The sequence below is a fragment of the Neobacillus mesonae genome, from assembly GCF_001636315.1.
GTDB lineage: Bacteria > Bacillota > Bacilli > Bacillales > Cytobacillaceae > Neobacillus > Neobacillus mesonae.
In genome coordinates this window covers 1,383,519-1,409,687 of the sequence record NZ_KV440949.1, presented here as the reverse complement: position 1 = coordinate 1,409,687, position 26,169 = coordinate 1,383,519, and the positions used below count along the sequence as shown (strand labels likewise).

Sequence of the window (26,169 nt, the reverse complement as noted above, 5' to 3'; positions counted from 1 at the left end):
TTCGAAATACCTGAAGGAGAAACAACGATGGCCTTTTATCATAATTTGGCGGTTCAGTTTCGTACATATAACCGAAATGTTAAATTAAGTTTCATGGCCAACATCCTTACGCAAATAGGCTTAGGTATATTTATGGTCATTTACAACTTTTACATACGTAAGCTGGGATACACGGAAGCGGTCAACGGACAGGTTATTGCCATGACCTCGCTGGCGACAGCGATCATTTTAGTGCCAGCGGGCTTGGTGAGTGACCGGTTTGGAAGGAAGCGGGTTATCTTTTACGGGATTGCTGTTTCGGGCATGATTCTCTTTTTTAGAAGTATTTTTGCCGACCAGAGTATGTTAATTTCCCTAGCCTTTACCAGCGGCCTTACAATGGCTTTTCTCCAAGTGTCGGGAATTCCTTGGCTTGCTGAAAATTCAACGGCGGAGCAGCGTGTTAATTTGTTCAGCCTGCATTTTGCCTCGATGACAGCAGCTAATGTGATAGGCAGCCTGCTTGGGGGACTGTTGACTGATCTATTTTCACTTGTTGTTAGCGACCTTCACAGCATTCGCTATTCATTGATGATTGGCGCACTGATTTATTTATCCGGGATCATCCCGACAACGAAATTTCAAGAGATTCCGAAAAAAGTAGAAAAAGCAGCCCAGAAAGTCTCGTTTAAATGGCAAAACGATGGGATGAAGCTGATTGTGTTATTTGCGATTGCCCAAATGCTGATTGGCTTTGGAGCGGGGCTGGTTATTCCATATTTAAATCTGTACTTTGCGGACCGGTTCAGCGCGTCAACGACTTCCATCGGCTTTATTATTTCACTCGGGCAGGCTGCGACAGCATTAGCGATGTTCATTGGGCCGCTTGTGGTTAAAAGATTAGGCGAGGTCAAAGCGGTTGTTTATCTGCAGCTAGCTTCCCTGCCGTTCCTGCTGCTTACCGCCTATACGAACCATATATGGCTGGCGGCCATTGGTTTCCTGTTCCGCCAGGCGTTGATGAATGCCGGAAACCCGATTCAAATGTCGTTAATGATGTCAAAGGTTAACGATTCGATGAAGGGGCTGGCCAATTCCATTAACCAGATGGTGTTTAATCTTGGCTGGGCGTTGATGGGACCTGTTTCTACCGGCATTGTAGTTCAATACGGCTCGTACTGGGGCTACGCCTACGTATTTACCATTACTGCCGGGCTATACTTAATTGGATCTATCTATTTCTTAATCGTTTTCAAAGGATTTAAGGAAAAGGGGCAGAGTGTCGCCAAGATAAGTTAATAGCTCCGGTTACAGTTGGAAATTACACTTTTTCGTTCAAATGAGTGGAATTTGGTGCTATACAAACCCCCCTTACCCTCTTTCAAATCCAAGTTTATCTAAAAACCGACATATTTCTCGGGAAATCAGCGGAAAACGTCGAGGGATTCTAAAAGGATTTCCGTGTTCAATACTGAATTAGTTAAATAATTCAGTATTGAACCGGAGTGATGATCATGATTGAGATACTTAGCAAATTCGTTCGAGCATTGGAACATCAGGCCCATGTCCTCCCGCTTATTCGGAAGACAGACTTGCAGCTCCATCTCGCAGTAAACGATCAAACGGCTGTACTGGTTTTCCATAATGGGGAAATATTTATAAAGCCTGACGCAGTAAATCAACTTTCAAGATTTAAAATTTCTGGAACCAAAGATTCTTTCAAGCTTCTTTTAGAAGGAAAGGAAAAATTGCGAATGCTGGAGCGGACCGGCCGTTTAGAGGTGTTCGCACCGCTTAGGACAACGCTATTACTTGAATCCATTTTTTACCTGACCAGACCAGATGATTATTTAGAAAAAATAATTTAATCAAAGCTATTGACTCGGAATTGAACGAGGTGTATGATACTTTTAAATATTCAATAAATACCAACAATTCAATAAAGGTTCTTATCAAGAGCGGCGGAGGGAACTGGCCCTATGATGCCCGGCAACCGGTTTTATACACGGTGCCACATCCAGCAGGGCGCATGCTCTGGAAGATAAGAAGAGCGTGGCCCTCTTCTTAGGAAAGGGCCTCTTTCTTTTAGAAGAATTGTGACAAAAGGAGCGAGTGTAATGGCTGAGAATCAAAAGAAGTACCGTTTTGAAACATTGAGTGTTCATGGAGGTTTGTCACCGGATCCGGTAACGGGTGCGCGTGCTGTGCCGATTTATCAAAATAATGCATACCAATTCAAAAACACGGAGCATGCGGCAAATCTATTTGCATTAGCCGAGCCTGGTTATATTTACACTAGGATTCATAACCCAACAACAACTGTGTTTGAAGAAAGGGTTGCCCTGCTTGAAGGCGGCCTTGGGGCACTTGCGGTGGCAAGTGGCATGTCGGCAATTACACTGGCCATTTTAAATATTGCAGAAGCTGGAGATGAAATTGTCTCTGCCTCAAACCTTTACGGAGGAACCTATAATTTATTTGCCGTAACGCTTCCTAAATACGGCATCAATGTAAAGTTTGTTGACCCGAAAGACCCGGAAAATTTCCGCGCTGCGATTACGGAAAAAACAAAAGCGGTTTTTGCCGAGACGATTGGAAACCCAAGCTTGGCTGTGCTTGATATTGAAAAGGTCGCTGATATTGCCCATGAGTCAGGTGTACCATTAATTATAGATAATACTTTTGCGACACCATATCTTTGCCGCCCGATTGAATATGGCGCTGATATTGTAGTCCACTCTGCAACGAAGTGGCTGCTGGGCAACGGAACGACAACTGGCGGGATTATTGTAGACGGCGGTAAGTTCGATTGGAATTCATCAAGATTCCCGGGCTTCACAACACCGGATGCCAGCTACCATGACCTGGTTTATGCAGAAGCAATTGGAGCAGCGGCATACATCGTAAAAGCTCGCGTTCAGCTGTTACGAGATCTTGGGCCGGCATTAAGTCCGCAAAATGCTTTCCAATTCGTCCTTGGACTTGAAACCCTTCATGTACGGATGAAGGAGCATGTCGCAAACACTCAAAAGGTTGTAGAATATTTAACAAATCACCCTGCGGTGGAGTGGGTTACGTATCCGGGGCATCCTTCGCACCCTGACTACGAGCTTGCGAAGAAGTATCTGCCAAAAGGTGCCGGTTCAATGGTAGTGTTTGGGATTAAAGGCGGTAAAGAAGCTGGGGCTAAACTAATAGATTCCATTAAAATCTGGGCCCATGTTGCTAACGTTGGCGATGCCAAGAGCTTAATTATTCACCCGGCAAGCACAACCCACCAGCAATTGGATGCAGAGGGGTTAAAGGCAGCTGGTGTATCTGAGGACTTGATCCGCCTGTCCATTGGGATTGAAAATGTGGATGATCTGATCGAGGACCTCGAGGATGCAATTGAAGCGGCAACCGGCTTAACTTCTTTAAAAGCAAACGCCTAAAAATTAACCGGGCCATTGTGAGAGAAATTCATTGACACTTACTATTATCCGTGTTACGATTTCAGTTGTATTTTAAAAATAGTACTTTCTTAAATGAATATAGGAATGCTTATAAGCTCTTATCAAGAGAGGTGGAGGGATGTGCCCGATGAAGCCCGGCAACCGTCAATTTATTTGAAATGGTGCCAATTCACACAAAGCGATTGCTTTGAAAGATGGGAGAAAGGTTTGATTCTTTATGCCTTTCTGCCTGTGCAGAAAGGCATTTTTAATAGAAAAATAAGGGCTTAAAATCAAGTCCAATCGTAAAGCTAGAATCTTTCCTTAGAAAAAATCAACCCCTATATTTATTAGGGATAAAAAGCAGGTGATATGATGATTTCAATCAAAAAAGTCCGAAAAATATTTCCATCCAAGCAGGGACAGTTAAAAGCCGTGGATGATGTTAATTTGGAAATTAATGAGGGTGAAATTTTCGGAGTAATTGGCTATAGCGGTGCCGGGAAAAGTACGTTGATCCGTATGTTAAATGGTCTTGAGCTGCCGACGGAAGGATCCGTTACGGTGGCAGGCCGGGACATTTCCAAAATCAAAGGCCGGGAACTTAGGAAAGCACGTCAGGAAATCAGCATGATTTTTCAACACTTTAACCTATTATGGTCCAGGACAGTCAGTGAAAATATCGCCTTTCCGTTGGAGATTGCCGGTGTAAAAGGACCGGAAAGAAAAAAACGCGTCGATGAATTGATTAAGCTTGTCGGCCTTGAGGGCAGAGAAAATGCCTATCCATCGCAGCTAAGCGGCGGGCAAAAGCAGCGTGTCGGGATTGCTAGAGCGCTTGCCAATAATCCAAAGGTTCTACTCTGTGATGAGGCGACTTCAGCGCTTGACCCGCAAACAACCGATTCTATTTTGGACTTATTAGTGGATATCAATAAACGGCTCGGTTTAACCATTGTGTTGATTACTCACGAAATGCACGTCATTCGAAAAATTTGCCACCGAGTTGCGGTTATGGAAGGCGGTAAAGTAGTGGAGATTGGACCAGTTTTAGAGGTGTTCCGAAATCCGCAGCAGCCAATCACGAAACGGTTTGTCCAGCAGGTAACAGAGCCGGAGGAGACAAAGGAAACCGTTGAGCATTTACTTAAACAATATAAGTCGGGCCAGATTGTGCAGTTAACCTTTATTGGTGACTCTGCTGAACAACCGCTGATTACAAACTTAATTCGTCATTCAGATGTCAGCGTCAATATTTTGCAGGGGAAAATCTCGCAAACACAAAGCGGCTCATACGGAACACTTTTCATCCATATCGATGGGGACGAGCAGGAAGTAAACAATGCGGTCGATTTTATTCGTTCTCAGCAGGTAGGAGTGGAGGTGGTTTCAAATGGCTAAATATTTTCCAAACGTTGATTGGCAAGTGATGTGGGAGGCTACCAGCCAAACCCTCTACATGACAGGGATATCAGTAATCGTAACCTTTATTCTAGGAATTATCCTTGGTATGCTGCTGTTCCTAACTTCAAAAGATAATTTATGGGAAAATAAACCGATAAACACGGTAATCAGCGCCATCGTTAATATTTTCCGTTCGATTCCGTTTATTATATTGATTGTATTATTAATCCCATTCACGATGTTTCTCCTTGGGACAATGATTGGTGAAAAAGCAGCGCTGCCGGCACTTATCATTGGAGCAGCTCCGTTCTATGCGAGAATGGTGGAAATAGGCTTACGGGAAATTGACAAGGGTGTTATTGAAGCGGCAAAATCGATGGGAGCATCAACGGGTACAATTATCTGGAAAGTACTTCTCCCAGAATCAATGCCAGCTCTGATTTCTGGAATTACAGTAACAGCCATCGCGCTTGTAGGTTATACAGCAATGGCTGGGGCAATTGGAGCCGGAGGATTAGGAAATCTTGCGTATAACTACGGATTTCAGCGAAATCAAAATGACGTAACAGTAGTGGCAACCGTTATTATTCTCATCATCGTATTTGTGATCCAGTTTATTGGTGATTTAATCACTTCAAAATTAGATAAACGATAAAAAGGAGATAGGGAAAAATGAAAAAAATACTAGGAAGTCTTTTAGCATTTGCACTTGTACTTGCATTGGCAGCCTGCGGTACTTCTGAAAAAAAATCCGAACAAAAATCAGAAGGAAAAAATGGGGACAAAACTGCAGAAACGACAAAATTGGTTGTTGGAGCATCACCTGTACCACATGCTGAAATTTTGGAGAAAGCAAAACCAATTTTGAAGGAAAAAGGTATTGATTTAGAAATCAAAACATTTACCGATTATGTTTTTCCAAATAAGGCTCTTGCTTCAAAAGAATTAGATGCAAACTACTTCCAGCACATCCCATACTTAAATTCACAAATCAAAGAATTTGGCTATGACTTTGTTAATGCTGGCGGTATCCATATCGAACCAATCGGGATTTATTCAAAAAAATATAAAAAACTAAGTGACCTTCCTAAAGGTGCACACTTGATTATGAGTAACTCAGTAGCAGACCACGGCCGTCTTTTATCATTGCTTGAAAAAGAAGGCTTAATCAAATTAAAGGACGGCATTGATAAAACGAAAGCAGAAATTAAAGATGTTGTTGAAAACCCTAAAAAACTTAAATTTGATGCGAACTATGAAGCAAAGCTGCTGCCGCAAATCTTTAATAACGGTGAAGGCGATGCCGTGTTAATCAACTCTAACTACGCAATCGATGCCGGTTTGAACCCTGTAAAAGATTCAATTGCAATTGAAGATAAAGAATCTCCATATGTAAACATCATTGCGGTTCGCAAAGGGGATGAAAACAAGCCTGCGATTAAAGCACTTGTTGAAGTTCTTCAATCGAAAGAAATTCAAGACTTTATTCTTGAGAAATACAAAGGTGCAGTCGTACCTGCCCCTACAAAATAAGCATGTACATCAAAGAAAGTCAGTCGATGAACTGGCTTTCTTTTTTTATCTGATTAAAGCAGCTGGAAGCTTCTATACTTTTACTTTTTTGTTACATGAAAATAGATTATCTGGCAAAAAATAGATTTTGAATACCCATGGAATTTGTGCGAAAAAAAGAGTAATATTTTAATCGAGTTATTTTTACATAATTCTTTTCGGAATTTTCATGAAATAATATTCCCTCATTCTCATTTGGCATAGTTCCAGTGAAAATGCCGTTTTAGTTATTACTGCATAAAGGTTGCTAATACTTTTCATATGTTATAAGATTGTAATGAGAATAAAATGAGAATGAAGGGTACAGATCTTCATGGTCTGCAAGATACAAAATATTTTCGGAGGTATAAATATGGCTGGATCAACTTTAACAATTAAGGACCTACATGTTGCAATTGAGGGGAAAGAAATCTTAAAAGGTGTTAACCTCGAAATTAAAGGCGGCGAAATTCATGCCATCATGGGTCCAAACGGAACTGGTAAGTCAACTTTATCTTCTGCTATTATGGGACATCCAAAATATGAAGTGACAAGCGGAAGTATCACTTTAGATGACCAAGATGTATTAGAAATGGAAGTAGATGAGCGCGCTCAAGCTGGTCTATTTTTAGCAATGCAATATCCAAGTGAAATCAATGGTGTGACAAATGCTGACTTCCTGCGTTCGGCTATCAATGCCCGCCGCGGCGAGGGAAATGAAATTTCATTAATGAAATTTATCCGTCAAATGGATAAGCAAATGGAATTCCTTGAAATGGATTTAGATATGGCGCAGCGTTACTTAAATGAAGGCTTCTCAGGCGGGGAGAAAAAGCGCAATGAAATTCTTCAATTAATGATGCTTGAACCAAAGATCGCCATTTTGGACGAAATTGACTCTGGTCTTGATATCGATGCCTTGAAGGTCGTTTCAAAAGGGGTTAACCAAATGCGCGGTGAAGACTTCGGCTGCTTAATTATCACTCACTATCAACGTCTGTTAGACTATATTACTCCTGACCATGTGCATGTCATGATGCAAGGCCGTATTGTGAAATCTGGCGGACCAGAGCTTGCACAGCGCTTAGAAGCGGAAGGTTATGACTGGATTAAGCAAGAACTTGGCATTGAAGATGAAACAGTTGGGCAAGAAGCTTAAGTTTTAGGTTAGGAGGATTAAGATGACAACTGAAACAAAATTACCATTTGATAAGGCGTTCGTCAGCTCTTTTTCGAGTGCTACGAACGAGCCTGCCTGGTTTGCGGAGCTTCGTCTGAAGGCATTAGAGCAATTCGAACACCTGCCAATGCCAAAACCGGAAAAAACTAAAATTGATAAATGGAATTTTACACAATTCCAACAGCATACAGTTAAAAGTCAGGCTTATTCGTCTCTTGCTGACCTTCCGGAAGAAGTAAAAGCATTAGTCGATGTTGAGGCTGGCAATCAAAATCTTTATATTCAACGGAATCAAACGCCTGCATATTTAACTTTATCAGAAGATCTGAAGAATAAAGGCATCATCTTCACAGATATCTTCACAGCTGCAAGAGAACATGGCGATCTGTTAAAAAAATATTATATGACGCAGGCCATCAATGCTGATGAACATAAACTGACAGCATTGCATACGGCACTTGTAAACGGCGGCGTATTCGTTTATATACCAAAAAATGTGGAAATCTCTGAACCAATTCAAGCTGTGTTTGTTCAAGATGACGCGGAAGCTAATTTGTTTAACCACGTCATCGTAGTAGCAGATGACAATAGTTCTTTAACTTACGTTGAAAACTATATTTCCACAGTGGAAGAGTCTAATGCTTTAGCGAATATTTTAACTGAAGTAGTAGCTAATACGAATGCACGTGTTCAATACGGTGCTGTTGATAACCTTGCAAAAGGAATCACCACTTATGTGAACCGCCGCGGTGTGGCCGGCAGAGATTCTGAGATTGATTGGGCTCTTGGCTCAATGAACGAAGGGAATACGATTTCCGAGAATACTACCAACCTGCTTGGGGACGGTTCAGTCGGCGACACAAAAATGGTTGTTGTTGGCCGTGGCGACCAAACACAAAACTTTACAACGAAAGTGGTTCATTTTGGTAAACACTCTCAAGGGAATATCTTAAACCACGGTGTTGTAAAAGAAAGTGCAACTACAATTTTTAATGGAATTGGGAAGATCGAGCATGGGGCTTCTAAATCTGATGCCGAGCAAACATCTCGCGTTCTAATGCTGAGCGAAAAAGCTCGCGGAGATGCGAACCCAATCCTATTAATTGAAGAGGACGATGTTATGGCTGGGCACGCTGCCTCAGTAGGACGCGTTGATCCGCTTCAGCTATATTACCTAATGAGCCGTGGTATTCCGCAAATAGAAGCAGAACGGTTGGTCATTCATGGTTTCCTTGCACCGGTTGTTAACCAGCTTCCAATTGAAAAAGTGAAGAAACAATTAACCGAAGTTATTGAAAGGAAAGTACGATAATGAATATCCAGGATATTCGCAGTCAATTTCCGATACTAGACCAGGAAGTGAATGGCAAGCCACTTGTTTACCTGGACAGCTCCGCTACTTCACAAAAGCCAATTCAGGTAATCGAAGCGGTTATTAAGTACTACCGCGAATACAACTCTAATGTTCATCGCGGTGTTCATACGCTGGGAACAAAGGCAACAGATGCTTACGAGGGTGCACGGGAAAAGGTTCGTAAGTTTATCAATGCCAAGTCAACTCAAGAAATTATTTTTACCAGAGGGACGACAACCTCACTAAATACGGTGGCTGCAAGCTATGCTGCAGCCAACCTTAAACAAGGTGATGAAATTGTTATCACCTATATGGAGCATCATAGTAATATCATACCGTGGCAGCAGGTGGCAAAACGAACAGGTGCTGAGCTGAAGTATATTCCACTGCAAGAAGATGGAACAATTTCTTTGGATGATGTTCGTGCAACGATTACAGATAACACAAAGATTGTCTCTGTAATGCAGGTGTCAAATGTTCTTGGCTCGATTAATCCTGTGAAGGAAATTGCTAAAATTGCACACGATCATGGTGCCATCATGGTTGTGGACGGTGCTCAAAGTGCGCCGCACATGAAAATTGATGTGCAGGATTTAGATTGTGATTTCCTAGCTTTCTCCGGTCATAAAATGTGTGCGCCAACCGGGATTGGTGTGCTGTATGGCAAAAAGCATTTGCTTGAAAATATGGAGCCGATTGAATTTGGCGGTGAAATGATTGATTTCGTTCATTTATACGAATCAACATGGAAAGAGCTGCCGTGGAAATTCGAGGGCGGTACGCCGATTATTGCTGGTGCGATTGGCCTCGGCGCCGCGATTGACTTTTTAAATGAGGTCGGTTTGGACAATATTGCCGAGCATGAGCACAAGCTTGCTGCATACGCGCTTGATAAATTGTCTTCTGTTGAAGGCATTTCGATTTATGGTCCGCATGATGGTGCTAAGCGTGCTGGACTCGTTACGTTCAATATAGCAGATGTTCATCCACATGATGTGGCAACCGTTTTGGATGCAGAAGGAATTGCTGTCCGTGCCGGCCACCATTGCGCTCAGCCCCTTATGAGATGGCTGAAACAGTCGGCAACGGCTCGTGCAAGCTTCTATCTGTACAATAATGAAGAGGATATTGATAAACTCGTTGAAGGGCTTGTCAAAACAAAGGAGTATTTCAGCGATGTCTTCTAATATAGATTTAGATGCACTATACCGAAGAGTGATTATGGACCATTATAAAAAACCGCGTAATCGTGGTATTTTAGAAGATGGCAGCCATACGATTAATATGAATAACCCAACCTGCGGCGACCGTATTCAGTTATCGTTTAAAGTGAAAGACGGCATTGTTGAGGATTGCCGCTTTGAGGGTGAAGGCTGTTCCATTTCGATGTCATCCGCATCGATGATGACACAAGCGATTAAAGGAAAAAAAGTGGAAGATGCATTGAAGCTGTCCAAGATTTTTTCTGATATGATGCAAGGCAAGGAAGTTGATGAAGACCTTGATTTAGGTGACATCGAGGCATTGCACGGTGTTTCGAAATTTCCTGCCCGTATTAAATGCGCTACATTAGCATGGAAAGCGATGGAAAAAGGGTTAAACGAAGGGGAACAAGAATAAGACGGTCAGGAAAGGGATTTTTTGCGGTCCCTTCCTGATTCGACTATGAAATGGAGGAATACGACGATGGCAAAAAAAATGCCTGAAATCGGTGATTATAAATACGGTTTTGCCGATAAAGACGTTTCCATATTCCGGTCAAAACGCGGTCTAACACGTGAGATTGTTGAAGAGATTTCAAAGATGAAGAATGAACCTCAGTGGATGCTTGACTTCCGCTTAAAATCTCTTGATATTTTCTACAGCAAGCCAATGCCAATGTGGGGCGGAGATTTAAGCTCGCTTAACTTTGACGAAATCACTTATTATGTTAAACCGTCTGAGAAGTCTGAGAAATCATGGGATGAAGTACCAGAAGAAATTAAAGCAACTTTCGATAAATTAGGAATTCCAGAAGCAGAACAAAAGTATCTTGCTGGTGTTTCCGCTCAGTATGAGTCTGAGGTTGTTTACCACAACATGAAGGAAGACCTTGAAGAGTTAGGAATTGTCTTTAAGGATACAGATTCTGCATTAAGAGAAAATGAAGATATTTTCCGTGAGCACTGGGCAAAGGTAATCCCGCCTACTGATAACAAATTTGCAGCACTAAACTCTGCAGTATGGTCTGGCGGCTCTTTCATCTATGTTCCACCAGGTGTGAAGGTAGATACTCCATTGCAGGCGTATTTCCGAATCAACTCTGAAAACATGGGACAATTTGAAAGAACATTGATTATCGTTGATGAAGGCGCAAGCGTACACTATGTAGAAGGCTGTACAGCACCAGTTTATACAACAAACTCTCTTCACAGTGCGGTAGTTGAAATCATCGTTAAAAAAGGCGGCTACTGCCGTTATACAACGATTCAAAACTGGGCTAACAACGTTTACAACCTTGTAACAAAGCGTACTGTCTGTGAAGAAAATGCGACTATGGAATGGGTTGACGGTAACATCGGTTCGAAATTAACGATGAAATATCCAGCTGTAATCTTGAAGGGTGAAGGTGCCCGCGGCATGACTTTATCAATTGCAATCGCTGGTAAAGGTCAAGTCCAGGACACAGGTTCTAAAATGATCCATTTAGCACCTAACACATCTTCGACAATTGTTTCGAAGTCCATTTCTAAGCATGGTGGAAGTGTAAACTATCGCGGCTTGGTACATTTTGGCCGTAAAGCAGACGGCGCTCGCTCTAATATCGAATGTGATACGTTGATTATGGATAATCAATCTACTTCAGATACGATTCCATACAACGAAGTGTTGAATAATAACATCTCACTTGAGCACGAAGCAAAGGTTTCAAAGGTTTCTGAAGAGCAGCTTTTCTACCTAATGAGCCGCGGTATCTCAGAGCAGGAAGCAACTGAAATGATCGTAATGGGCTTCATCGAGCCATTTACAAAAGAATTGCCAATGGAATACGCTGTTGAAATGAACAGATTGATCAAGTTCGAAATGGAAGGGTCTATTGGTTAATATTTTTGAAAAAAAACCCGCTTGCCGCTTTTCGGCAGGCGGGTTTTTGTATGGATGGCTCCGCTATTGTCGGTCAATCATCTCCAACTGTCGGATACCCCTTTTTAATTGTCGGATAAGCATCTCCAACTGTCGGATACCCGCTTTTAACTGTCGGCCAATCATCTCCAACTGTCGGATACCCCCTTTTAATTGTCGGATAAGCATCTCCAATTGTCGTACACTCTTTTAAATAAGTAAAAAACTCCTTTTTTAAAAAAAGGTTATGCTATTATTAATAAATGGAGGTGAGTTTATTGATCTACATTGGTGTTACAGGATGGGGAGACCATGATAGCTTATATCCGAATCTAACTTCATCGCGGGATAAGCTGAAGGAATATGCTGGTCATTTTCCAATTGTCGAAGTGGATACCGCATTTTACGCGATTCAGCCGCAGCGAAATGCCTTAAAATGGGTCAATGAAACGCCTGAATCCTTCCAATTTATCGTGAAAGCCTATCAAGGGATGACTGGGCACCAGCGCGGGGAAATCCTATTTGCATCGAACCAAGAAATGTTTCAGGCATTTAAAGAATCCCTCGAACCATATATTGTGAATAATAAATTAGCAATGGTATTGTTTCAATTTCCGCCGTGGTTTGATTTACGAAAAGAAAATGTCAATTATTTAAGATGGTGTAAGAAGGAAATGAACGACATTCCTTGTGCGCTCGAGTTCCGCCATCAATCATGGTTTATACCGAAGTACCGGCAGCAAACCTTAAGCTTTATGAAAGAGGAACAATGGATCCATAGTATTTGTGATGAGCCTCAATCTGGCGAGGGTTCGATTCCGACAGTTCTAGAAACAACATCTTCCGAAAAAGTGCTCGTTCGGTTTCATGGAAGGAATGTTCACGGCTGGCAGAAGCGGAATGCAGAGAATTGGCGTGAAGTCCGCTACCTTTACCGTTATAACGAGCAGGAACTAAAGGAGTGGGCATCACAAATACATTCTTTAGCCGAATCTACCAAAGATGTATATCTTCTTTTTAACAATAATTCAGGCGGCGATGCGGCTGACAATGCAAAGCAAATGATACAGCTTTTACGTATTGAATACGAAGGACTTGCGCCAAGACAGCTTGATTTATTTTAACAAGCGGAACCCCGGGTCACGGTATGCAACCTCAACTTAGACTATAGAAGGTGAAAATATGGAATGGATTATCTTAATTTTAGTTGGAATCGCGGCGAGTTCATTAGGTTCGCTGATTGGCATGGGGGGAGGAATTATTGTTGTTCCTGCCTTGCTCTATTTATCGACACTGGCTACCTTCAGTCATTTAACCCCGCAGGTAGTGGTGGGGACATCGCTGTTCACGATGATTTTTACAGGCCTCTCATCAACGTTAGCCTATGTGAAGCATAAAACAATCGATTATAAAAGCGGATTAATCTTTCTGATTGGAAGTGGTCCGGGGAGTATTTTAGGGGCCTGGGTAACGGAAAAATTAGACCTGCACTCATTTAATATTTACTTTGGTATATTTATTCTGTTTGTTTCCGTTATTATGGTCATTAAGGATAAATTAAAGCCGCTACCTTTTAAAAAGGATACGGGGATTGTCCGAAGCTTCACGGATAACAGCGGCAAAACCTTTGAATATGGTTTTAGTCCGGTCTTAGGTGTGATTATTTCGTTTATTGTCGGTTTTTTATCAGGTATTTTTGGCATCGGCGGAGGCTCATTAATGGTCCCGACAATGATCTTATTATTTTTCTTCCCGCCCCATGTGGCAACCGCGACCTCAATGTTTATGATTCTACCGACTTCTGTCCTTAGCTCGATTACTCATATTGCCTTGGGGAATGTAAATTGGCTTTATGCACTGGCATTGATTCCAGGAGCATGGATTGGGGCGAAGGTTGGGGTATACTTAAATACAAAGCTTAAGAGCAAAACGATTGTTCTGATTATCCGGATCATTCTAATAGTTGTAGCAGTCCGGCTTATTTATCAAGGAATTACAGGGTAGTGTTCATATGGAAAAAATTCATCTTTATCATACAAATGATATTCACAGCCATTTAGAACATTGGCCGAGAATTCAGCAATTTTTAAAACAAACAAGAGAACAGCATACAGCGACGGATGGAGAGGTGTTCCTCTTTGATATCGGCGATTTCATCGACCGCTGGCATCCCTTAACAGATGCCACAATGGGGAGAGAAAATATCCATCTCCTAAATGAAAACCAATATACGGCCATTACGATCGGCAATAATGAAGGAGTTAATCTCCCGCATGAGGCGTTGAATCATTTGTATGATGGTGCTCATTTTGATGTGCTAGTGGCAAATTTTTATCATCAAGATGGCAGAACTCCAAACTGGGCCCGGCCGTACAAAATTTATCAGACTAGAGCAGGAACAAAGCTTGGCGTTATCGGCTTAACGGCTAACTTTTCACATCTATACGGATTGCTTGGCTGGGAATGTACCGATCCCTTTTTGGAGTTGAAAAAGTGGATTAAAGAAGTAAAAGCACAGGCAGATATAGTGATTTTGCTATCACATCTGGGGCTGGGGGATGATGAACGAATGGCGGAGGAATTTCCGGAATTGGACATTATTCTAGGTGCCCACACCCATCATATGCTTGAAAAAGGAGAACTCATTCATCATACACTTCTAGGGGCAGCTGGGAAATTTGGTTATTATGTTGGCCATATTACGGTTGAAGTAAACAGGCAAAAAGAGATTGCAAACAAAGAGGCAATTTTATATGAAATTGACCAGCTTCCGTCAGTGGAAAACGAGGAAGAACAGATTCAAACATACCTTGATGCCGGCAAAAATCTGATGCAGAACAAAGTGACCACCTTGGATAGGCCGCTTGAATGCGATCCATTTAAGGAAACAAAGTTTACTCAAATTTTATCTCAGGCAGTTAGAGAGTGGTGCGATTCGGATTGCGCGATGATCAATGCCGGTCTTCTTTTAGGACGGTTGTCAGGAGAAGTAACTGAGTATGATTTATTATCGATTTGTCCGCATCCCATCAATCCATGTGTGGTCAAATTGACGGGATACGAATTACAAAAAGTCCTTACCGAGTCATTGGATGAAACACTACATAACCGGGAGATTAAAGGTCTTGGTTTTAGAGGAACGGTTCTGGGGATTTTCGTTTATGATCAAATCGAATTCCGTTCCGGCACCATTTTTGTGGGCTGCGAGGCAATAGATCAAAGTAAGACCTATACGTTAGCACTTCCAGATATGTTCACGTTTGGACATTTTTTCAAGGATGTATTGCCGGCAAAAGAAAAAAAGTATTTTCTTCCTGAATTCCTGCGTGACATTTTAAAGTGGAAGCTTGAAAACTAGTCCTTTGCCTAAGACACTATTTTTCCTTTATTAACATAGTGTGTTAATAAGGAAAGGAGTGTGGAACCCTTTGATTGATCTATCGCCAATTGAAATAAACGGCCACACGTTTCTAGCGGTTTCCGTTTTGCTTCCTAAAACAACGTTACTGGCGGTTTCAAGTGATAAAGGCTATATTATGTGCGGTGCGTTAGATGTGGGACTATTAAATGAAAAGCTGAAGGATCGTAAAATTATTGCCGGCAGGGCAGTAGGAGTTAGAACGATTGAGCAGCTGCTGGAAGCACCGCTTGAGTCTGTCACATTAGAGGCAGAAGAATTGGGAATCTATAAAGGGATGATCGGCAGAGACGCGCTGCTTAGAATGATTTAAAAAAGCTTGCTTCGATTAGCAGGCTTTTTTATTATCTTATAAAAATGTAGGAATAAGTTTTTTGGGCTAGTTCACCTTTTTAAAGCATACATATAGCTTGAAGAGGTGATGATTCTTGGCTAAATTCCGTAAAAAGCGTCTGCGGCGAGGAACGCTGCCATTCCGATATGTCATGCTGCTATCATTCGTTTTTTTTCTGTTGTCCACAGCAATTGGGGTATTACTTGTTGATAGAGGGATTAAACCGACATTAATGCGTTATGCCGAATCTGAAACGCGCAATATTGCTTCGATTGTGATTAATAGGGCCATCACCAAACGAACAACGAATGTTGGAGACAACAATGATGTCATTATTGTGTCAGCAGGGAAAAACGGTGCTGGGCAAAATGCACAATTGAATACGGACTTAATTAACCGGGTATTGGCCGAAACAACAGCCCAAATTCAAAAAAATATTAGAGCTGCCAAACAAGGGCAACTTGCCTCCTTAGAGCAGCTTACAGATGTAGAAATCGAAACGGAAGACAGCTCCTCCGATAATGCAATTCTTTGGTACGTTCCATTGGGAAGAGCAACAAACATCGCCTTGTTGGGTAACTTAGGACCTAAAATCCCAGTGAAATTTCAAGCAGTTGGTGAGGTCGAGCCGGATGTGAAAATCAAAACAAAAGAGATGGGAATTAATAATACATGGATAGAGGTTTCAGTCGAAATTGAAGTCTCTGTTCAAATTATCACACCGTTTGCAACTGATATTACAAAGTTAAAACAGAGTATTCCTGTTGGCAGTACGCTTATATACGGAGATGTTCCACAATTCTATAACAGCGGCGGCGGCCTAATACCATCGGTGCAAATTCCAGCAGACGAAAAAGGAGATAAAAAATCGAAAAAGAAATAGAAAGACTCGGGTGTCAGGCACCATGTGAAAAATTCACATGGTGCCTGACACCCGCTTTTTATATACATCACTATTTTTTCTTTCTTAATTCGATTCGTTCAAGCTGTTTCCATCTTGCTAAGTGTGGATAAGGATCGAATGACCATTCTGAAATTCCGTTATCTTTATACATGCCGTAGTGCAAGTGGGGCGGGAATTTCCCGGACGTTCCCGGCGGTCCATAGCCTGAGCTGCCAACGCCTCCTATTACCATGCCGGGTTCAACGACTTGTCCGACATGTATATCTTTGGCAAAACCGCTTAGATGGGCAAAATAATGGTACGTGTTATTAATATCACGGATGCCGATTCGCCATCCTCCATATTTATTCCAGCCCTTTATTTCAACCACTCCGTAACAAGTTGCCCTGACAGGAACGCCATATCCCGCAAAAATATCGGTTCCTTCATGAGACCTCCGGCCGCCCCAGCCGCGTCTATCCCCCCACGTGCTGCGATAGCTATGGTTGCTATAAAGGGGAACAGGGAAAACTCTCTTGTCTAAATCCAGACGGCCGAAGTGACGGTAGAGTTTGGCATAGGTGGAAATACTTCCAACAGTGCGGTCGCGTTTATAATAATTCCATAAACCGATTTTTAAATTCTCATGGTCAACACCGTATGACAGCAGATAATTGGCCATGGTATATAGAACATCCTCATCGTTGTCTATACTGGCCTTGCCATCTCCATCTCCATCAACGCCGATCCCGTTAAAAAATTGAATGATTGCTGGGTTTTCTTTAGACGGGTTAGGATTCGCCGGCCCCGCCCATACCTCCGGACGAAAATAAATCCCGAGTAATCCGTTCGGTTTCGGCAAATCACGACGCACAAGGCGGATATTTCTCTCGTATTGGTCGATGGCTGCTAAGTAATACCAAGGGATCTGCGTCACTGCTTCAACTTTTTCATAGAGCCTCATTCTTTCCTGATATGGATTTGGAATAGCTTCTTTGGCATGAACCTCCCTATGGGGGACCGCAGTCATAAAACAAACAAGAAAGGCTCCTATAAATAGAACAATTCGCAAAGGAATCCTCCTTCCGATTAATGTACAGGTTTAGTTTATGAATTATAAGAAATTTCATTATCACTAATAAATGGTAAGTTTCAGCCGAAAATTTTACTCCTTCATGAAAAGAACATGCCTGCTTGTCGTTCCGGATGCAGTATGATAAAGTGACAACAGAGGCAGTAATTTTGAAAAATAGGGGGACGAAAATGAGCAAAAAGGAAGAAGTTCTCAGAAAGCCGGACTGGTTAAAAATAAAATTGAACACGAATGAATCCTATACAGGTTTAAAAAAATTAATGCGTGAAAAAAACTTACATACGGTTTGTGAAGAAGCGCGCTGTCCTAATATTCATGAATGCTGGGGAGCACGCCGGACAGCTACCTTTATGATCCTTGGAGATACCTGTACACGTGCTTGCCGTTTTTGTGCAGTTAGAACCGGACTGCCAACGGAACTAGACTGGGCAGAGCCGGAAAGAGTCGCTGATTCTGTTCAATTAATGAATCTTAAACATGTTGTGGTTACTGCGGTTGCCCGGGATGATTTAAAAGATGGAGGGGCAGCTGTTTTTGCTGAAACTGTTCGGGCCATCCGCCGTAAAAATCCATTTACCAGCATTGAGGTTCTTCCTTCTGATATGGGAGGAAAGGAAGAAAACCTTCGAATTCTGATGGATGCAAAACCGGATATTTTAAATCATAATATTGAAACAGTAAGGAGTTTAACACCAAGGGTTCGTGCCCGTGCACAGTATGACCGCTCACTTGAATTCCTCCGCCGTGCCAAAGAAATGGAGCCAAGTATTCCAACCAAATCAAGCTTGATGGTTGGTCTTGGAGAAACAAAAGAAGAAATTATTCAGGTAATGGATGACCTAAGGGCAAATCATGTTAATATCATGACCATTGGTCAATACTTACAGCCAACGAAAGCACACTTAAAGGTACAGAAATATTACAGCCCGGAAGAATTTAATGAATTGCGGGAAATTGCTATGAGCAAAGGATTTAACCATTGTGAAGCTGGTCCGCTTGTTCGTTCTTCTTACCATGCTGATGAACAGGTAAATGCCGCTGCCAAACACAAGCAGATGCTTGGAGAACAAAGTCAAAGTGCTCAGGAAGCATAAAAATAAAAAAAGAAGGAGTTCAGTCCATTTAGGGTCTGAACTCCTTCTTTTTGTTTAGTTTATCGTGTCATTCCACGACCTTGGTCTTCTTTCGAAAGCCCATTAGCGTCTTCGCCGGTATTAACAATGTTTCCTTGTGGAGATTTTTTCATTTTATTGATGACATAATTCACCTGGTCTCGAGCTTTACGATTAGTGGAGTCAAGGCTGGCGAGATTTTCCACATCCTGAATTAAAGCCTTATTATCCGTAACATAAACGTGGAAATATCTAGGAACAACGGACATCGCCGTTCTTTTTACCTGGTCTGCCGTCATATTCCGATCTTTTGAATCTGTATCATATGCCACCAATACCTCTTTATCGGTAACAAGTGTGGCGGCATCATGGACATTGGGGAGATTGACACTGTATTTGCTAATGAGATGAGCTAATTGTTCACGGTCAATCGCTGTCCGATGATCATTTGTCGTATTATCATTCATAATCGGGCTTTTTTGATGACGTACAAAGCCATAGTCATTGCTGACATTACGAACTCCCGCTCCGGCACCTTCGCGATATAATTCATGCCGTTTGTTATTAACATTGATGGTATTGCCGGACTCCTCATAAATATCATTGTTGCCCATATTTTTTTGACACCCAGTCAGCGCTGTAATAGCACATAAGCCTAGGGTGATGGCTATTTTTTTCAAATGAAACACCTCCTTTTATTAGAATTACCAAAGCCAATATTTTTTTTCTTAGTAATTGATGGGTTATCGGTTATAATGGAAAGTATACGTAAGTGGCAAAATTAGAGGTGAAAAAGCATGGTGATCATTAATAACACCACATATGAGCTTATTCAGGAGTTTCGGGACGGCTTTAATGAAGAAGCCCTAAAGGCAAGGTACAGCGATATCTTATCCAGATATGATTATATTGTGGGTGACTGGGGTTATGGACAGCTGCGCCTAAAAGGATTCTTCGACGACCAAAATCAAAAAGCAACCTTTGATACAAAAATCAGCACACTAAGCGAATACCTATTCGAATACTGCAATTTCGGCTGCGCTTACTTTGTATTAAAAAAGGTGAAAAAGTAAAAGAGGTGTCAGGCACCATGTGAATTTTTCACATAGTGCCTGACACCTCGTGTATTATTGATGTATTTCATCATATGGCGGCTGTTCGTCTGTGTTCGGGTCGTCGTGGGTTGGATGGGATCCTTCCATTTGCCGCGGTAGGTCCTGATGCAGTGATTTGTTTTCATAGTTGAAAGCACTGTAGCGGCGCTGTCCTTCTTTCCATGGTGTACTTTTGAGCTGGACAGGCTCATCTTTCCTGAATGGCGACCCCACTGGACCGTCTGGAAATTCTTCAGCAGTAAGATAATTTCGCTGTTTTTCGACATTGGAAAGGTCGAAATACTGTCTCTCATTTTTATCGGCCATGTCTCTCACTCCTTTGAACTTAGTATTGCTAAGAACAAGAAAAACATGTGCACCAATAAAACTTAGACAATTTCCATTAAAAATGAACGCAATTCCTCAGCGTCCGCTTCATTTAATTGAAAGGCAAATTCTAAGTAGCCTTCTTCCTGCAAGTCATCCTGTCCAATGATGGCAAAGCGGTTTCCCTGCATATCGAGGACAAGATGTTTTCCGTAATGACGACCTGTTTGAATGATTGCTAAATCAAAACGCTGGTGTTCACCAACGAAGCTTACAAATCTTGTTTTCGTGTCCTCTTTATCATCATATAGAAAAAAACGTTCTGTCATACGAGACGGTCTCCTTTGTACACATTTTTCACATCCTCTTAATAGTAACAAATAAAACATGATAATGGGAATATTTATACCGTCAGAAAATCTGGCAAAAATATTTGTAAGGAAAATACGAATATTGTCAAAATATGTTACAATATACCTAGAAATTAAATCTTCTGGGTTGGAAAGGGATGAATGTATGGTCCACCGCTTTTTAAAAAATGCCAAAAGTCGATTGGGAAAGCTTTTTGATGGGTTCCATCCCTTTTCATCAAGGCGCTTTTACCCGCCTCCCTTTATTTTGCGCAATCCTATATTAAAGGGAGTAACCGGTGCCATTCATTCCGGAAATGAAGTGGCGGTGCTGATTTTTAATCTGCAAAATATTAATGAGCTAGCAATCAGTCTCGGTGTCAGGGAGCATTCCCAATTAATGAAGACGATAAAGAAATACTTCCGCCTTGCTGTATTTAATGAGCTTGAGCAGCGGGACATCATTAGTCTTCACGATTTTTACGGAGATGGACTTACTTTATTTATACAAATTAATTATGAGCGGCAATGGACTTTCGATATCAATTTCATAACAAAAAATATCGTTCAATTTGTTGAGAACAAAGTTTATCAATTGTATCCTAAAGTCGAATTATGTTTGAATACCGGCTATATGTTTGTCGATAAAGACCATTATTCGATCCATGACTCCATCGTAAAAGCCCATAGACAGGCTATTGCCATCACTGAAAAAAGCTTGGGAATTGATGGACAAAATTTAGTCCAATTGATGAATCGTCTTTTAATAAAAAAAGAGGTCATTTTATTAGCTCAGCCGATTATTGATGTGGCTACAAATGAAGTGCGGGCGCTGGAAATTCTTGCACGCGGACCAAAGGACAGCCCCTTAGAAAGCCCTATGCAGCTTTTCTCGGTGGCAAGGCAGACTGGAAAGCTGTATGAATTAGAAATGATGGTGATTGAAAAAGCATTGGAACAATTAAAGCAGTCCAAATGGCGCAAAGACATTTTTCTTAATTGTACACCTATGACACTCAGTAATATTCGTTTTACAAATGATTTAAAAATAATATTGGATAAATTCATTGGGATTTCGCCGTCAAAAATTACCATCGAGGTGACTGAAAACGAATCTATCGAAGGATTGAAGTATTTTATATATAATATAAAGAGGCTGCGCCTAATGGGATTTCGTATTGCCGTGGACGATACAGGGGCGGGATATTCCAGTCTGCAGACAATCAGTGAAATTATGCCGGATATTATCAAAATTGACCAGTCCGTCATTAAAAATATCGATAAAAATGCCTTGAAGGAATCGATGTTAAAAGGGCTGCTGCTTGTCGCAAAAGAAGCTGGTTCCCTGGTTGTCGCTGAAGGAATAGAGAATGAAGCAGAGGCTTCAGTGCTGGCAAGAAATAATGTAGATTTGGCTCAAGGCTATTTTTATGCCAGACCCGCAACACTAATAAAAGGCATAGCAACATAGAACCGATAAGGAAGTGTAGCAAAAATGTATTTTGTTGACCGTGAAAAAATTGAGACCACATTACAGTACTTAGAAGCACAGATAAAGCTGTTTTCGAGCAGAGAAGAGTGGCAGACTCCGTTGGAAAAAGCGGCCATAGAACGCGTGACGCAGATGTGTGTGGAGTCCGTCTTGGATGTGGGCAACAGCATGATTGACGGATTTATTATGCGAGACCCGGGAAGCTATGATGATATTATTGATATTCTGATGGATGAAAAGGTTATTTCATCGGAAACCGGAGAAGCGTTAAAGCATCTGATTAGTTTTCGCAAACCGCTTGTTCAATTCTATACTGAACTTAATCATCAAGAGCTGCTGGAGCAATTCTCCAAACATTTATCGTCCTTGACCACTTTTGCAGTAAATGTCCGAGACTACCTGGAAAATGAATTAGGACCTGTTTCAGCATTTAAAAACTAACCGGACCGTATTTACGGTCCTTTTCTACATACTGGAGTGATTTTATGAAAAAGTATAAAGGGTACTTAATTGATTTAGATGGAACGATGTATCGCGGCTCTGAGCGGATTGAAGCGGCATCCGATTTTGTAAAACGATTAAAGGAAAAAGGAATTCCCTATTTATTTGTGACCAATAATTCTTCGCGGACACCGGAGCAGGTTGCGGACAAGCTGATTCAATTCGATATTCCCGCAGAAGAAAAGCTTGTTTTTACAACTAGTCAGGCAACGGCGAATTATATCTATGACGTAAACAAGGATGCCTCTATATATGTTATCGGTGAAGAGGGCATTAAAGCGGCGATTGAAGAAAAGGGGTTCCAACAAAGCAGTGAACATCCGGATTTTGTCGTAATGGGGATCGACCGCTCCATCAACTATGAAAAACTTGCTGTTGCCTGCTTAGCTGTTCGGAATGGTGCAACCTTCATTTCTACAAATGGCGACATTGCGATTCCAACAGAAAGAGGTCTGATGCCGGGGAACGGATCCTTAACCTCGGTTATTTCCGTTTCTACAAAAACAAGCCCGATATTCATTGGCAAACCCGAATCCATTATTATGGAACAGGCATTGAAAGTATTGGGAGCACCAAAAGAAGAAACGCTGATGGTCGGTGACAATTACGATACCGATATTTTAGCAGGAATGAATGCCGGGATGGATACACTTCTCGTGCACACAGGCGTTACAACCAAAGAACTGTTGGCAGGGTATGACAAAAAGCCGACATACACCATTGATTCATTGGATGAGTGGGAGTTTTAAACAAAACAGGATGGCTGTGCTTGGAGCACACCATCCTGTTTTTTAATCCTTACGATCAACACCTGCAGCCCGGTGCGCAAGTCTGCTTGAAGCAGCCGCTGCAATCGCACCAACAATATCATCCAAGAATGTATGACATTCCCCTGTCGATTTATCATTTAATCGGGCTAAAATACCCGGCTTTTGCTTATCGATATAACCATAATTTGTAAAGCCGATTGAACCGTACACATTAACAATCGAAAAGGCGAGAATTTCATCTACCCCGTACAGGCTCTCATCTGTTCCGATAATCGATTGCAGCGGCTCCTCCAGCATCCCTTTTTCCGCCAGCATATCAAGCTGAATCCCTGTAATGATGGCGTTTTGCACCTCGCGCTTGGAGAGAACCCGTTCCACGTTGGCAACACAATCTTCAATTTGCAGGTTTTCATGATACTTCTCCTGCAAATAAAATACTAATTCCGCAATATCCTTGATTTGGACGCCTCTTTCCGTTAGCCATCTGCGTGCAGTTTCTTCGGTCAGGTCAATTTTTTTGTTATCTGCCATTCCTTAGATCACCTTTTCTGTATATTTTAGCAAATCCAACTCTATTAGTTTATAATATGCAATTTTATAAAAAACAATCAACCAAAACACCCTGCTGTTTTAGTAATTTTTAAAACGCAGGAAGGCAACAAGTTTTGCTTTTAAAAACATATATATGAATTTAGAAGCACGGATGGAAAGAGGTGAACAGCTTGTTATCGAAAATGTTAGAAACCCATTATGGGATGGTCGCTAAAGAACAAGTAAAAATAAATTCATTTGATGCTTTTAAAGGAGCTGGCTGGGTGTACTTAATCGCTAATTCACGAGGGCGCTCAGAAGAGGATTTAAAGGAATTGAACAGTTTGTCTCAGCATTTAAGGAGCTATGGAGATCAAAATGTTCCGATGATCCTGCCGTCAAAGGACGGAAAATTTATTACTGCTTGGGAAGGGCAAAACTATAGTGTGTTCGCTATCAGGGAGGTGGAACGCCAGCATCGGCAGACCAAATTAGGGCGAAAGCTGGCGAAATTTCACGAGCGCGGTAGAAGGGTGCCGTTCCAAATTGAACGGTCCTCAAGGATTGGGCAGTGGAAGGTATTATGGGAAAAGCGCCTGGAACAGATGGAAAGGGTATGGAACGGCTTGTTGTTTCAAACACCGGAGGATGAATTCGAAAGGATGTTTATTGAAACATTCCCTTATTATATGGGCTTGACGGAGAATGCCATTCAATATTTAGTGGATACAGAGCTGGACGATGAACCATTAGAAACTGATAGCGGTACTGTTTGCCACACTCGCTTTTCCGGGAGGTCATGGGGAGGTGCTTATCTCATCAAAAATCCGTTTGAATGGGTTTTTGATCATCGCAGCCGTGATTTGGCTGAATGGTCAAGGGAACGATATTTCCGCAATATCCAGACATATGATGTGGAACTAAAACAGTTTTTTGCCGAGTACCAAAGTATTGCTCCGTTATCCTCGTTCTCATGGCGCCTGCTGTATGCCAGGCTTATTTTTCCGCTTCATTATTTTGATTGTGTGGAAGATTATTATTCAACCCATTCCGAACAGGAAAAGAAGGTATTAGAAGAGAGTTTAAGTAAAATAATTCGGCAGTCTGCAGAAAATGAACGGTTTTTAGCAGGATTTTATCAAATGAGCGGTGCGCCAATAAATCGAATGAACCTGCCGCAGCTGGAATGGTTGTATCACTAACAGAAACAGGAAGCGTATGGTAAAATAGACAAAAAGAACAATGAGAGGGAATGAAGGATGAGGCCTTACGTTTATATTACTAGAAAGCTTCCTGATGCGGTCATTAAGACGCTAAAGCAAAAATTCACTGTAAACATGTGGGATCATGAGGATATATCAGTCCCGAAGGATGTTTTACTTGCCGAGGCAAAAAAGGCGGATGCATTATTAACCATGCTGACCGATGCTGTTGATGAGAGTGTGTTATCTGCTGGGGAAAGACTAAAGGTTATTGCAAATATGGCGGTTGGTTTTGATAATGTTGATATTGAAGCGGCAAGAAGGCGCGGAATTGCGGTTTGTAACACGCCGGATGTATTGACGGCTTCTACTGCAGACCTTACCTTTGCTTTATTGATGGCAACAGCTCGAAGAATGGAAGAAGCCGCCCGGTTTGTGAAAGAAGGCAAATGGAATAGCTGGAGCCCGTTTCTTTTAGCCGGCCAAGATGTTCACCATAAAACGATTGGAATTGTTGGCATGGGGAAAATCGGTGAAGCAGTGGCCAAAAGAGCTGGCGGTTTTGATATGAACATTCTTTATCATAATCGTTCCCAAAAGCCGGAAGTGGAACACAAGCTTGGGGCTGTTTATGCAACCTTTGATGAGCTCGTGTCTAAAGCTGATTTCATTGTTTGTTTAACTCCATTGACGCCGGAAACAAAGAATATGTTTACGATTGATGTTTTTAGAGAAATGAAGAAAACGGCTGTATTTATCAACGTATCCCGGGGGCCGGTTGTAAATGAGCAAGATTTATATGAGGCATTGACTACAGGAGAAATTGCCGCAGCTGGGCTGGATGTCTTTGAAAAAGAACCGATTGGCCGAGAGCATCCGTTATTAACACTTAATAATGTTATTGCCTTGCCGCATATCGGAAGTTCCACAATCGAAACACGAACGGCCATGATGACTCTCTGCGTCGAAAACATTGAATCCATCTTAACCGGAAAACCACCCAAAACACTTGTCAATAAAGAATGGCAGCCTGTATAAAAGACCGGGTATAAGCGGTC

Annotated in this window: 28 protein-coding genes and 2 riboswitches; of the genes, 23 read left to right on the top strand and 5 right to left on the bottom strand. The window is 41.7% G+C overall.

Going from position 1 to position 26,169, the window contains the following annotated elements:
• Positions 1–27: 27 nt before the first annotated feature.
• From A6749_RS07070 to yunB, 16 genes are all read left to right on the top strand, one after another.
• Positions 28–1,278 carry an MFS transporter gene (locus A6749_RS07070; protein WP_066386889.1) on the top strand — a complete coding sequence of 417 codons (1,251 nt, stop codon included), beginning with the start codon at positions 28–30 and terminating at the stop codon, positions 1,276–1,278.
• Between the two features lie 215 nt (positions 1,279–1,493).
• Positions 1,494–1,847 carry an SCP2 sterol-binding domain-containing protein gene (locus tag A6749_RS07065; RefSeq protein ID WP_066386887.1) on the top strand — a complete coding sequence of 118 codons (354 nt, stop codon included), beginning with the start codon at positions 1,494–1,496 and terminating at the stop codon, positions 1,845–1,847.
• A gap of 78 nt (positions 1,848–1,925) precedes the next feature.
• A riboswitch (SAM riboswitch) is annotated at positions 1,926–2,027 on the top strand.
• 69 nt (positions 2,028–2,096) lie between these two features.
• Complete coding sequence (locus A6749_RS07060) at positions 2,097–3,413, top strand: O-acetylhomoserine aminocarboxypropyltransferase/cysteine synthase family protein (RefSeq protein WP_066386878.1); 1,317 nt, start codon at positions 2,097–2,099, stop codon at positions 3,411–3,413.
• A gap of 116 nt (positions 3,414–3,529) precedes the next feature.
• Positions 3,530–3,635, top strand: a riboswitch (SAM riboswitch).
• A gap of 153 nt (positions 3,636–3,788) precedes the next feature.
• Positions 3,789–4,814 (top strand): methionine ABC transporter ATP-binding protein, encoded by a 1,026-nt coding sequence (locus A6749_RS07055; RefSeq protein ID WP_066386868.1) that lies wholly within the window; start codon positions 3,789–3,791, stop codon positions 4,812–4,814.
• Entirely contained in the window at positions 4,807–5,472 is a 666-nt protein-coding gene (locus tag A6749_RS07050; protein WP_066386860.1) for a methionine ABC transporter permease, read from the top strand. The genes A6749_RS07055 and A6749_RS07050 overlap by 8 nt, the downstream gene beginning before the upstream one ends.
• A gap of 17 nt (positions 5,473–5,489) precedes the next feature.
• Positions 5,490–6,350, top strand: a complete 861-nt coding sequence (locus tag A6749_RS07045; protein WP_066386858.1) for a MetQ/NlpA family ABC transporter substrate-binding protein — start codon at positions 5,490–5,492, stop codon at positions 6,348–6,350.
• Positions 6,351–6,741: 391 nt separating this feature from the next.
• Complete coding sequence (gene sufC / locus A6749_RS07040) at positions 6,742–7,527, top strand: Fe-S cluster assembly ATPase SufC (RefSeq protein ID WP_066386855.1); 786 nt, start codon at positions 6,742–6,744, stop codon at positions 7,525–7,527.
• A gap of 22 nt (positions 7,528–7,549) precedes the next feature.
• Entirely contained in the window at positions 7,550–8,860 is a 1,311-nt protein-coding gene (sufD, locus tag A6749_RS07035; protein ID WP_066386852.1) for a Fe-S cluster assembly protein SufD, read from the top strand.
• Complete coding sequence (locus A6749_RS07030) at positions 8,860–10,089, top strand: cysteine desulfurase (protein WP_066386850.1); 1,230 nt, start codon at positions 8,860–8,862, stop codon at positions 10,087–10,089. The genes sufD and A6749_RS07030 overlap by 1 nt, the downstream gene beginning before the upstream one ends.
• Entirely contained in the window at positions 10,079–10,522 is a 444-nt protein-coding gene (sufU, locus tag A6749_RS07025) for a Fe-S cluster assembly sulfur transfer protein SufU (protein ID WP_066386847.1), read from the top strand. Before A6749_RS07030 ends, sufU begins: the two co-directional genes overlap by 11 nt.
• 66 nt (positions 10,523–10,588) lie before the next feature.
• The gene (gene sufB / locus A6749_RS07020) at positions 10,589–11,986 is read left to right on the top strand and encodes a Fe-S cluster assembly protein SufB (RefSeq protein WP_066386833.1); all 1,398 of its coding nucleotides are present in this window, start codon (positions 10,589–10,591) and stop codon (positions 11,984–11,986) included.
• 296 nt (positions 11,987–12,282) lie between these two features.
• Entirely contained in the window at positions 12,283–13,128 is an 846-nt protein-coding gene (locus tag A6749_RS07015) for a DUF72 domain-containing protein (RefSeq protein WP_066386822.1), read from the top strand.
• 58 nt (positions 13,129–13,186) lie between these two features.
• Positions 13,187–14,008, top strand: coding sequence for a sulfite exporter TauE/SafE family protein (locus A6749_RS07010; protein WP_066386820.1), 822 nt, complete (start codon positions 13,187–13,189; stop codon positions 14,006–14,008).
• A gap of 7 nt (positions 14,009–14,015) precedes the next feature.
• The gene (locus A6749_RS07005; RefSeq protein WP_066386818.1) at positions 14,016–15,362 is read left to right on the top strand and encodes a bifunctional metallophosphatase/5'-nucleotidase; all 1,347 of its coding nucleotides are present in this window, start codon (positions 14,016–14,018) and stop codon (positions 15,360–15,362) included.
• Between the two features lie 70 nt (positions 15,363–15,432).
• Entirely contained in the window at positions 15,433–15,735 is a 303-nt protein-coding gene (locus A6749_RS07000; protein WP_066386816.1) for a YunC family protein, read from the top strand.
• Positions 15,736–15,850: 115 nt separating this feature from the next.
• Positions 15,851–16,639 (top strand): sporulation protein YunB, encoded by a 789-nt coding sequence (gene yunB / locus A6749_RS06995; protein ID WP_066386814.1) that lies wholly within the window; start codon positions 15,851–15,853, stop codon positions 16,637–16,639.
• A gap of 70 nt (positions 16,640–16,709) precedes the next feature.
• Here the strand turns inward: yunB and A6749_RS06990 are convergent, their stop codons facing one another.
• A complete protein-coding gene (locus tag A6749_RS06990) occupies positions 16,710–17,669 on the bottom strand; it encodes a M23 family metallopeptidase (protein ID WP_127490033.1) in 960 nt (319 codons plus the stop codon).
• Positions 17,670–17,845: 176 nt separating this feature from the next.
• On the opposite strand from A6749_RS06990, the gene lipA reads away from it, so the two are divergent.
• Complete coding sequence (lipA, locus tag A6749_RS06985) at positions 17,846–18,826, top strand: lipoyl synthase (RefSeq protein WP_269085689.1); 981 nt, start codon at positions 17,846–17,848, stop codon at positions 18,824–18,826.
• Positions 18,827–18,885: 59 nt separating this feature from the next.
• On the opposite strand, the gene A6749_RS06980 is transcribed toward lipA, so the two are convergent.
• A complete protein-coding gene (locus A6749_RS06980; RefSeq protein ID WP_066386806.1) occupies positions 18,886–19,524 on the bottom strand; it encodes a YhcN/YlaJ family sporulation lipoprotein in 639 nt (212 codons plus the stop codon).
• 117 nt (positions 19,525–19,641) lie between these two features.
• Here A6749_RS06980 and A6749_RS06975 point away from each other — a divergent pair, with 117 nt between their 5' ends.
• On the top strand, positions 19,642–19,917 hold the full coding sequence (locus tag A6749_RS06975; RefSeq protein ID WP_066386803.1) for a YutD family protein: 276 nt from the start codon (positions 19,642–19,644) through the stop codon (positions 19,915–19,917).
• A 54-nt stretch (positions 19,918–19,971) separates the two neighbouring features.
• Here A6749_RS06975 and A6749_RS06970 read toward each other — a convergent pair whose 3' ends face one another.
• Positions 19,972–20,265, bottom strand: coding sequence for a cytosolic protein (locus tag A6749_RS06970; RefSeq protein WP_066386800.1), 294 nt, complete (start codon positions 20,263–20,265; stop codon positions 19,972–19,974).
• Positions 20,266–20,327: 62 nt separating this feature from the next.
• On the bottom strand, positions 20,328–20,594 hold the full coding sequence (locus A6749_RS06965; RefSeq protein ID WP_066386797.1) for a DUF3055 domain-containing protein: 267 nt from the start codon (positions 20,592–20,594) through the stop codon (positions 20,328–20,330).
• Positions 20,595–20,781: 187 nt separating this feature from the next.
• Here A6749_RS06965 and A6749_RS06960 point away from each other — a divergent pair, with 187 nt between their 5' ends.
• From A6749_RS06960 to A6749_RS06950, 3 genes are read left to right on the top strand one after another with little or no spacing between them, the layout of a single operon-like run.
• Positions 20,782–22,086, top strand: coding sequence for an EAL domain-containing protein (locus A6749_RS06960; protein ID WP_066386794.1), 1,305 nt, complete (start codon positions 20,782–20,784; stop codon positions 22,084–22,086).
• 24 nt (positions 22,087–22,110) lie between these two features.
• Entirely contained in the window at positions 22,111–22,548 is a 438-nt protein-coding gene (locus tag A6749_RS06955) for a DUF86 domain-containing protein (protein ID WP_066386792.1), read from the top strand.
• A gap of 44 nt (positions 22,549–22,592) precedes the next feature.
• A complete protein-coding gene (locus A6749_RS06950) occupies positions 22,593–23,357 on the top strand; it encodes a TIGR01457 family HAD-type hydrolase (RefSeq protein WP_066386789.1) in 765 nt (254 codons plus the stop codon).
• Between the two features lie 42 nt (positions 23,358–23,399).
• Here A6749_RS06950 and A6749_RS06945 read toward each other — a convergent pair whose 3' ends face one another.
• Positions 23,400–23,909, bottom strand: coding sequence for a phosphatidylglycerophosphatase A family protein (locus tag A6749_RS06945; protein WP_066386786.1), 510 nt, complete (start codon positions 23,907–23,909; stop codon positions 23,400–23,402).
• Positions 23,910–24,100: 191 nt separating this feature from the next.
• On the opposite strand from A6749_RS06945, the gene yutH reads away from it, so the two are divergent.
• Together yutH and A6749_RS06935 are read left to right on the top strand one after the other, a co-directional pair.
• Positions 24,101–25,111, top strand: a complete 1,011-nt coding sequence (yutH, locus tag A6749_RS06940; protein ID WP_127488469.1) for a spore coat putative kinase YutH — start codon at positions 24,101–24,103, stop codon at positions 25,109–25,111.
• Positions 25,112–25,168: 57 nt separating this feature from the next.
• Positions 25,169–26,149 (top strand): 2-hydroxyacid dehydrogenase, encoded by a 981-nt coding sequence (locus tag A6749_RS06935; RefSeq protein WP_066386784.1) that lies wholly within the window; start codon positions 25,169–25,171, stop codon positions 26,147–26,149.
• The last annotated feature ends 20 nt before the right edge of the window (positions 26,150–26,169 follow it).

Coding starts and splice junctions, on each gene's coding strand:
- A6749_RS07030 (WP_066386850.1), top strand. CDS start 8,860: ATGAATATCCAGGATATTCGCAGTCAATTTCCGATACTAGACCAGGAA.
- lipA (WP_269085689.1), top strand. CDS start 17,846: ATGCAGTATGATAAAGTGACAACAGAGGCAGTAATTTTGAAAAATAGG.
- A6749_RS06975 (WP_066386803.1), top strand. CDS start 19,642: ATGGTGATCATTAATAACACCACATATGAGCTTATTCAGGAGTTTCGG.
- A6749_RS07050 (WP_066386860.1), top strand. CDS start 4,807: ATGGCTAAATATTTTCCAAACGTTGATTGGCAAGTGATGTGGGAGGCT.
- A6749_RS06990 (WP_127490033.1), bottom strand. CDS start 17,669: ATGACTGCGGTCCCCCATAGGGAGGTTCATGCCAAAGAAGCTATTCCA.
- A6749_RS07005 (WP_066386818.1), top strand. CDS start 14,016: ATGGAAAAAATTCATCTTTATCATACAAATGATATTCACAGCCATTTA.
- A6749_RS07045 (WP_066386858.1), top strand. CDS start 5,490: ATGAAAAAAATACTAGGAAGTCTTTTAGCATTTGCACTTGTACTTGCA.
- A6749_RS06965 (WP_066386797.1), bottom strand. CDS start 20,594: ATGACAGAACGTTTTTTTCTATATGATGATAAAGAGGACACGAAAACA.
- A6749_RS07070 (WP_066386889.1), top strand. CDS start 28: ATGGCCTTTTATCATAATTTGGCGGTTCAGTTTCGTACATATAACCGA.
- A6749_RS07055 (WP_066386868.1), top strand. CDS start 3,789: ATGATTTCAATCAAAAAAGTCCGAAAAATATTTCCATCCAAGCAGGGA.
- A6749_RS06950 (WP_066386789.1), top strand. CDS start 22,593: ATGAAAAAGTATAAAGGGTACTTAATTGATTTAGATGGAACGATGTAT.
- A6749_RS06970 (WP_066386800.1), bottom strand. CDS start 20,265: ATGGCCGATAAAAATGAGAGACAGTATTTCGACCTTTCCAATGTCGAA.
- A6749_RS07010 (WP_066386820.1), top strand. CDS start 13,187: ATGGAATGGATTATCTTAATTTTAGTTGGAATCGCGGCGAGTTCATTA.
- A6749_RS06955 (WP_066386792.1), top strand. CDS start 22,111: ATGTATTTTGTTGACCGTGAAAAAATTGAGACCACATTACAGTACTTA.
- sufC (WP_066386855.1), top strand. CDS start 6,742: ATGGCTGGATCAACTTTAACAATTAAGGACCTACATGTTGCAATTGAG.
- A6749_RS06945 (WP_066386786.1), bottom strand. CDS start 23,909: ATGGCAGATAACAAAAAAATTGACCTGACCGAAGAAACTGCACGCAGA.
- A6749_RS07060 (WP_066386878.1), top strand. CDS start 2,097: ATGGCTGAGAATCAAAAGAAGTACCGTTTTGAAACATTGAGTGTTCAT.
- A6749_RS06935 (WP_066386784.1), top strand. CDS start 25,169: ATGAGGCCTTACGTTTATATTACTAGAAAGCTTCCTGATGCGGTCATT.
- A6749_RS07065 (WP_066386887.1), top strand. CDS start 1,494: ATGATTGAGATACTTAGCAAATTCGTTCGAGCATTGGAACATCAGGCC.
- sufD (WP_066386852.1), top strand. CDS start 7,550: ATGACAACTGAAACAAAATTACCATTTGATAAGGCGTTCGTCAGCTCT.
- sufU (WP_066386847.1), top strand. CDS start 10,079: ATGTCTTCTAATATAGATTTAGATGCACTATACCGAAGAGTGATTATG.
- A6749_RS06960 (WP_066386794.1), top strand. CDS start 20,782: ATGGTCCACCGCTTTTTAAAAAATGCCAAAAGTCGATTGGGAAAGCTT.
- sufB (WP_066386833.1), top strand. CDS start 10,589: ATGGCAAAAAAAATGCCTGAAATCGGTGATTATAAATACGGTTTTGCC.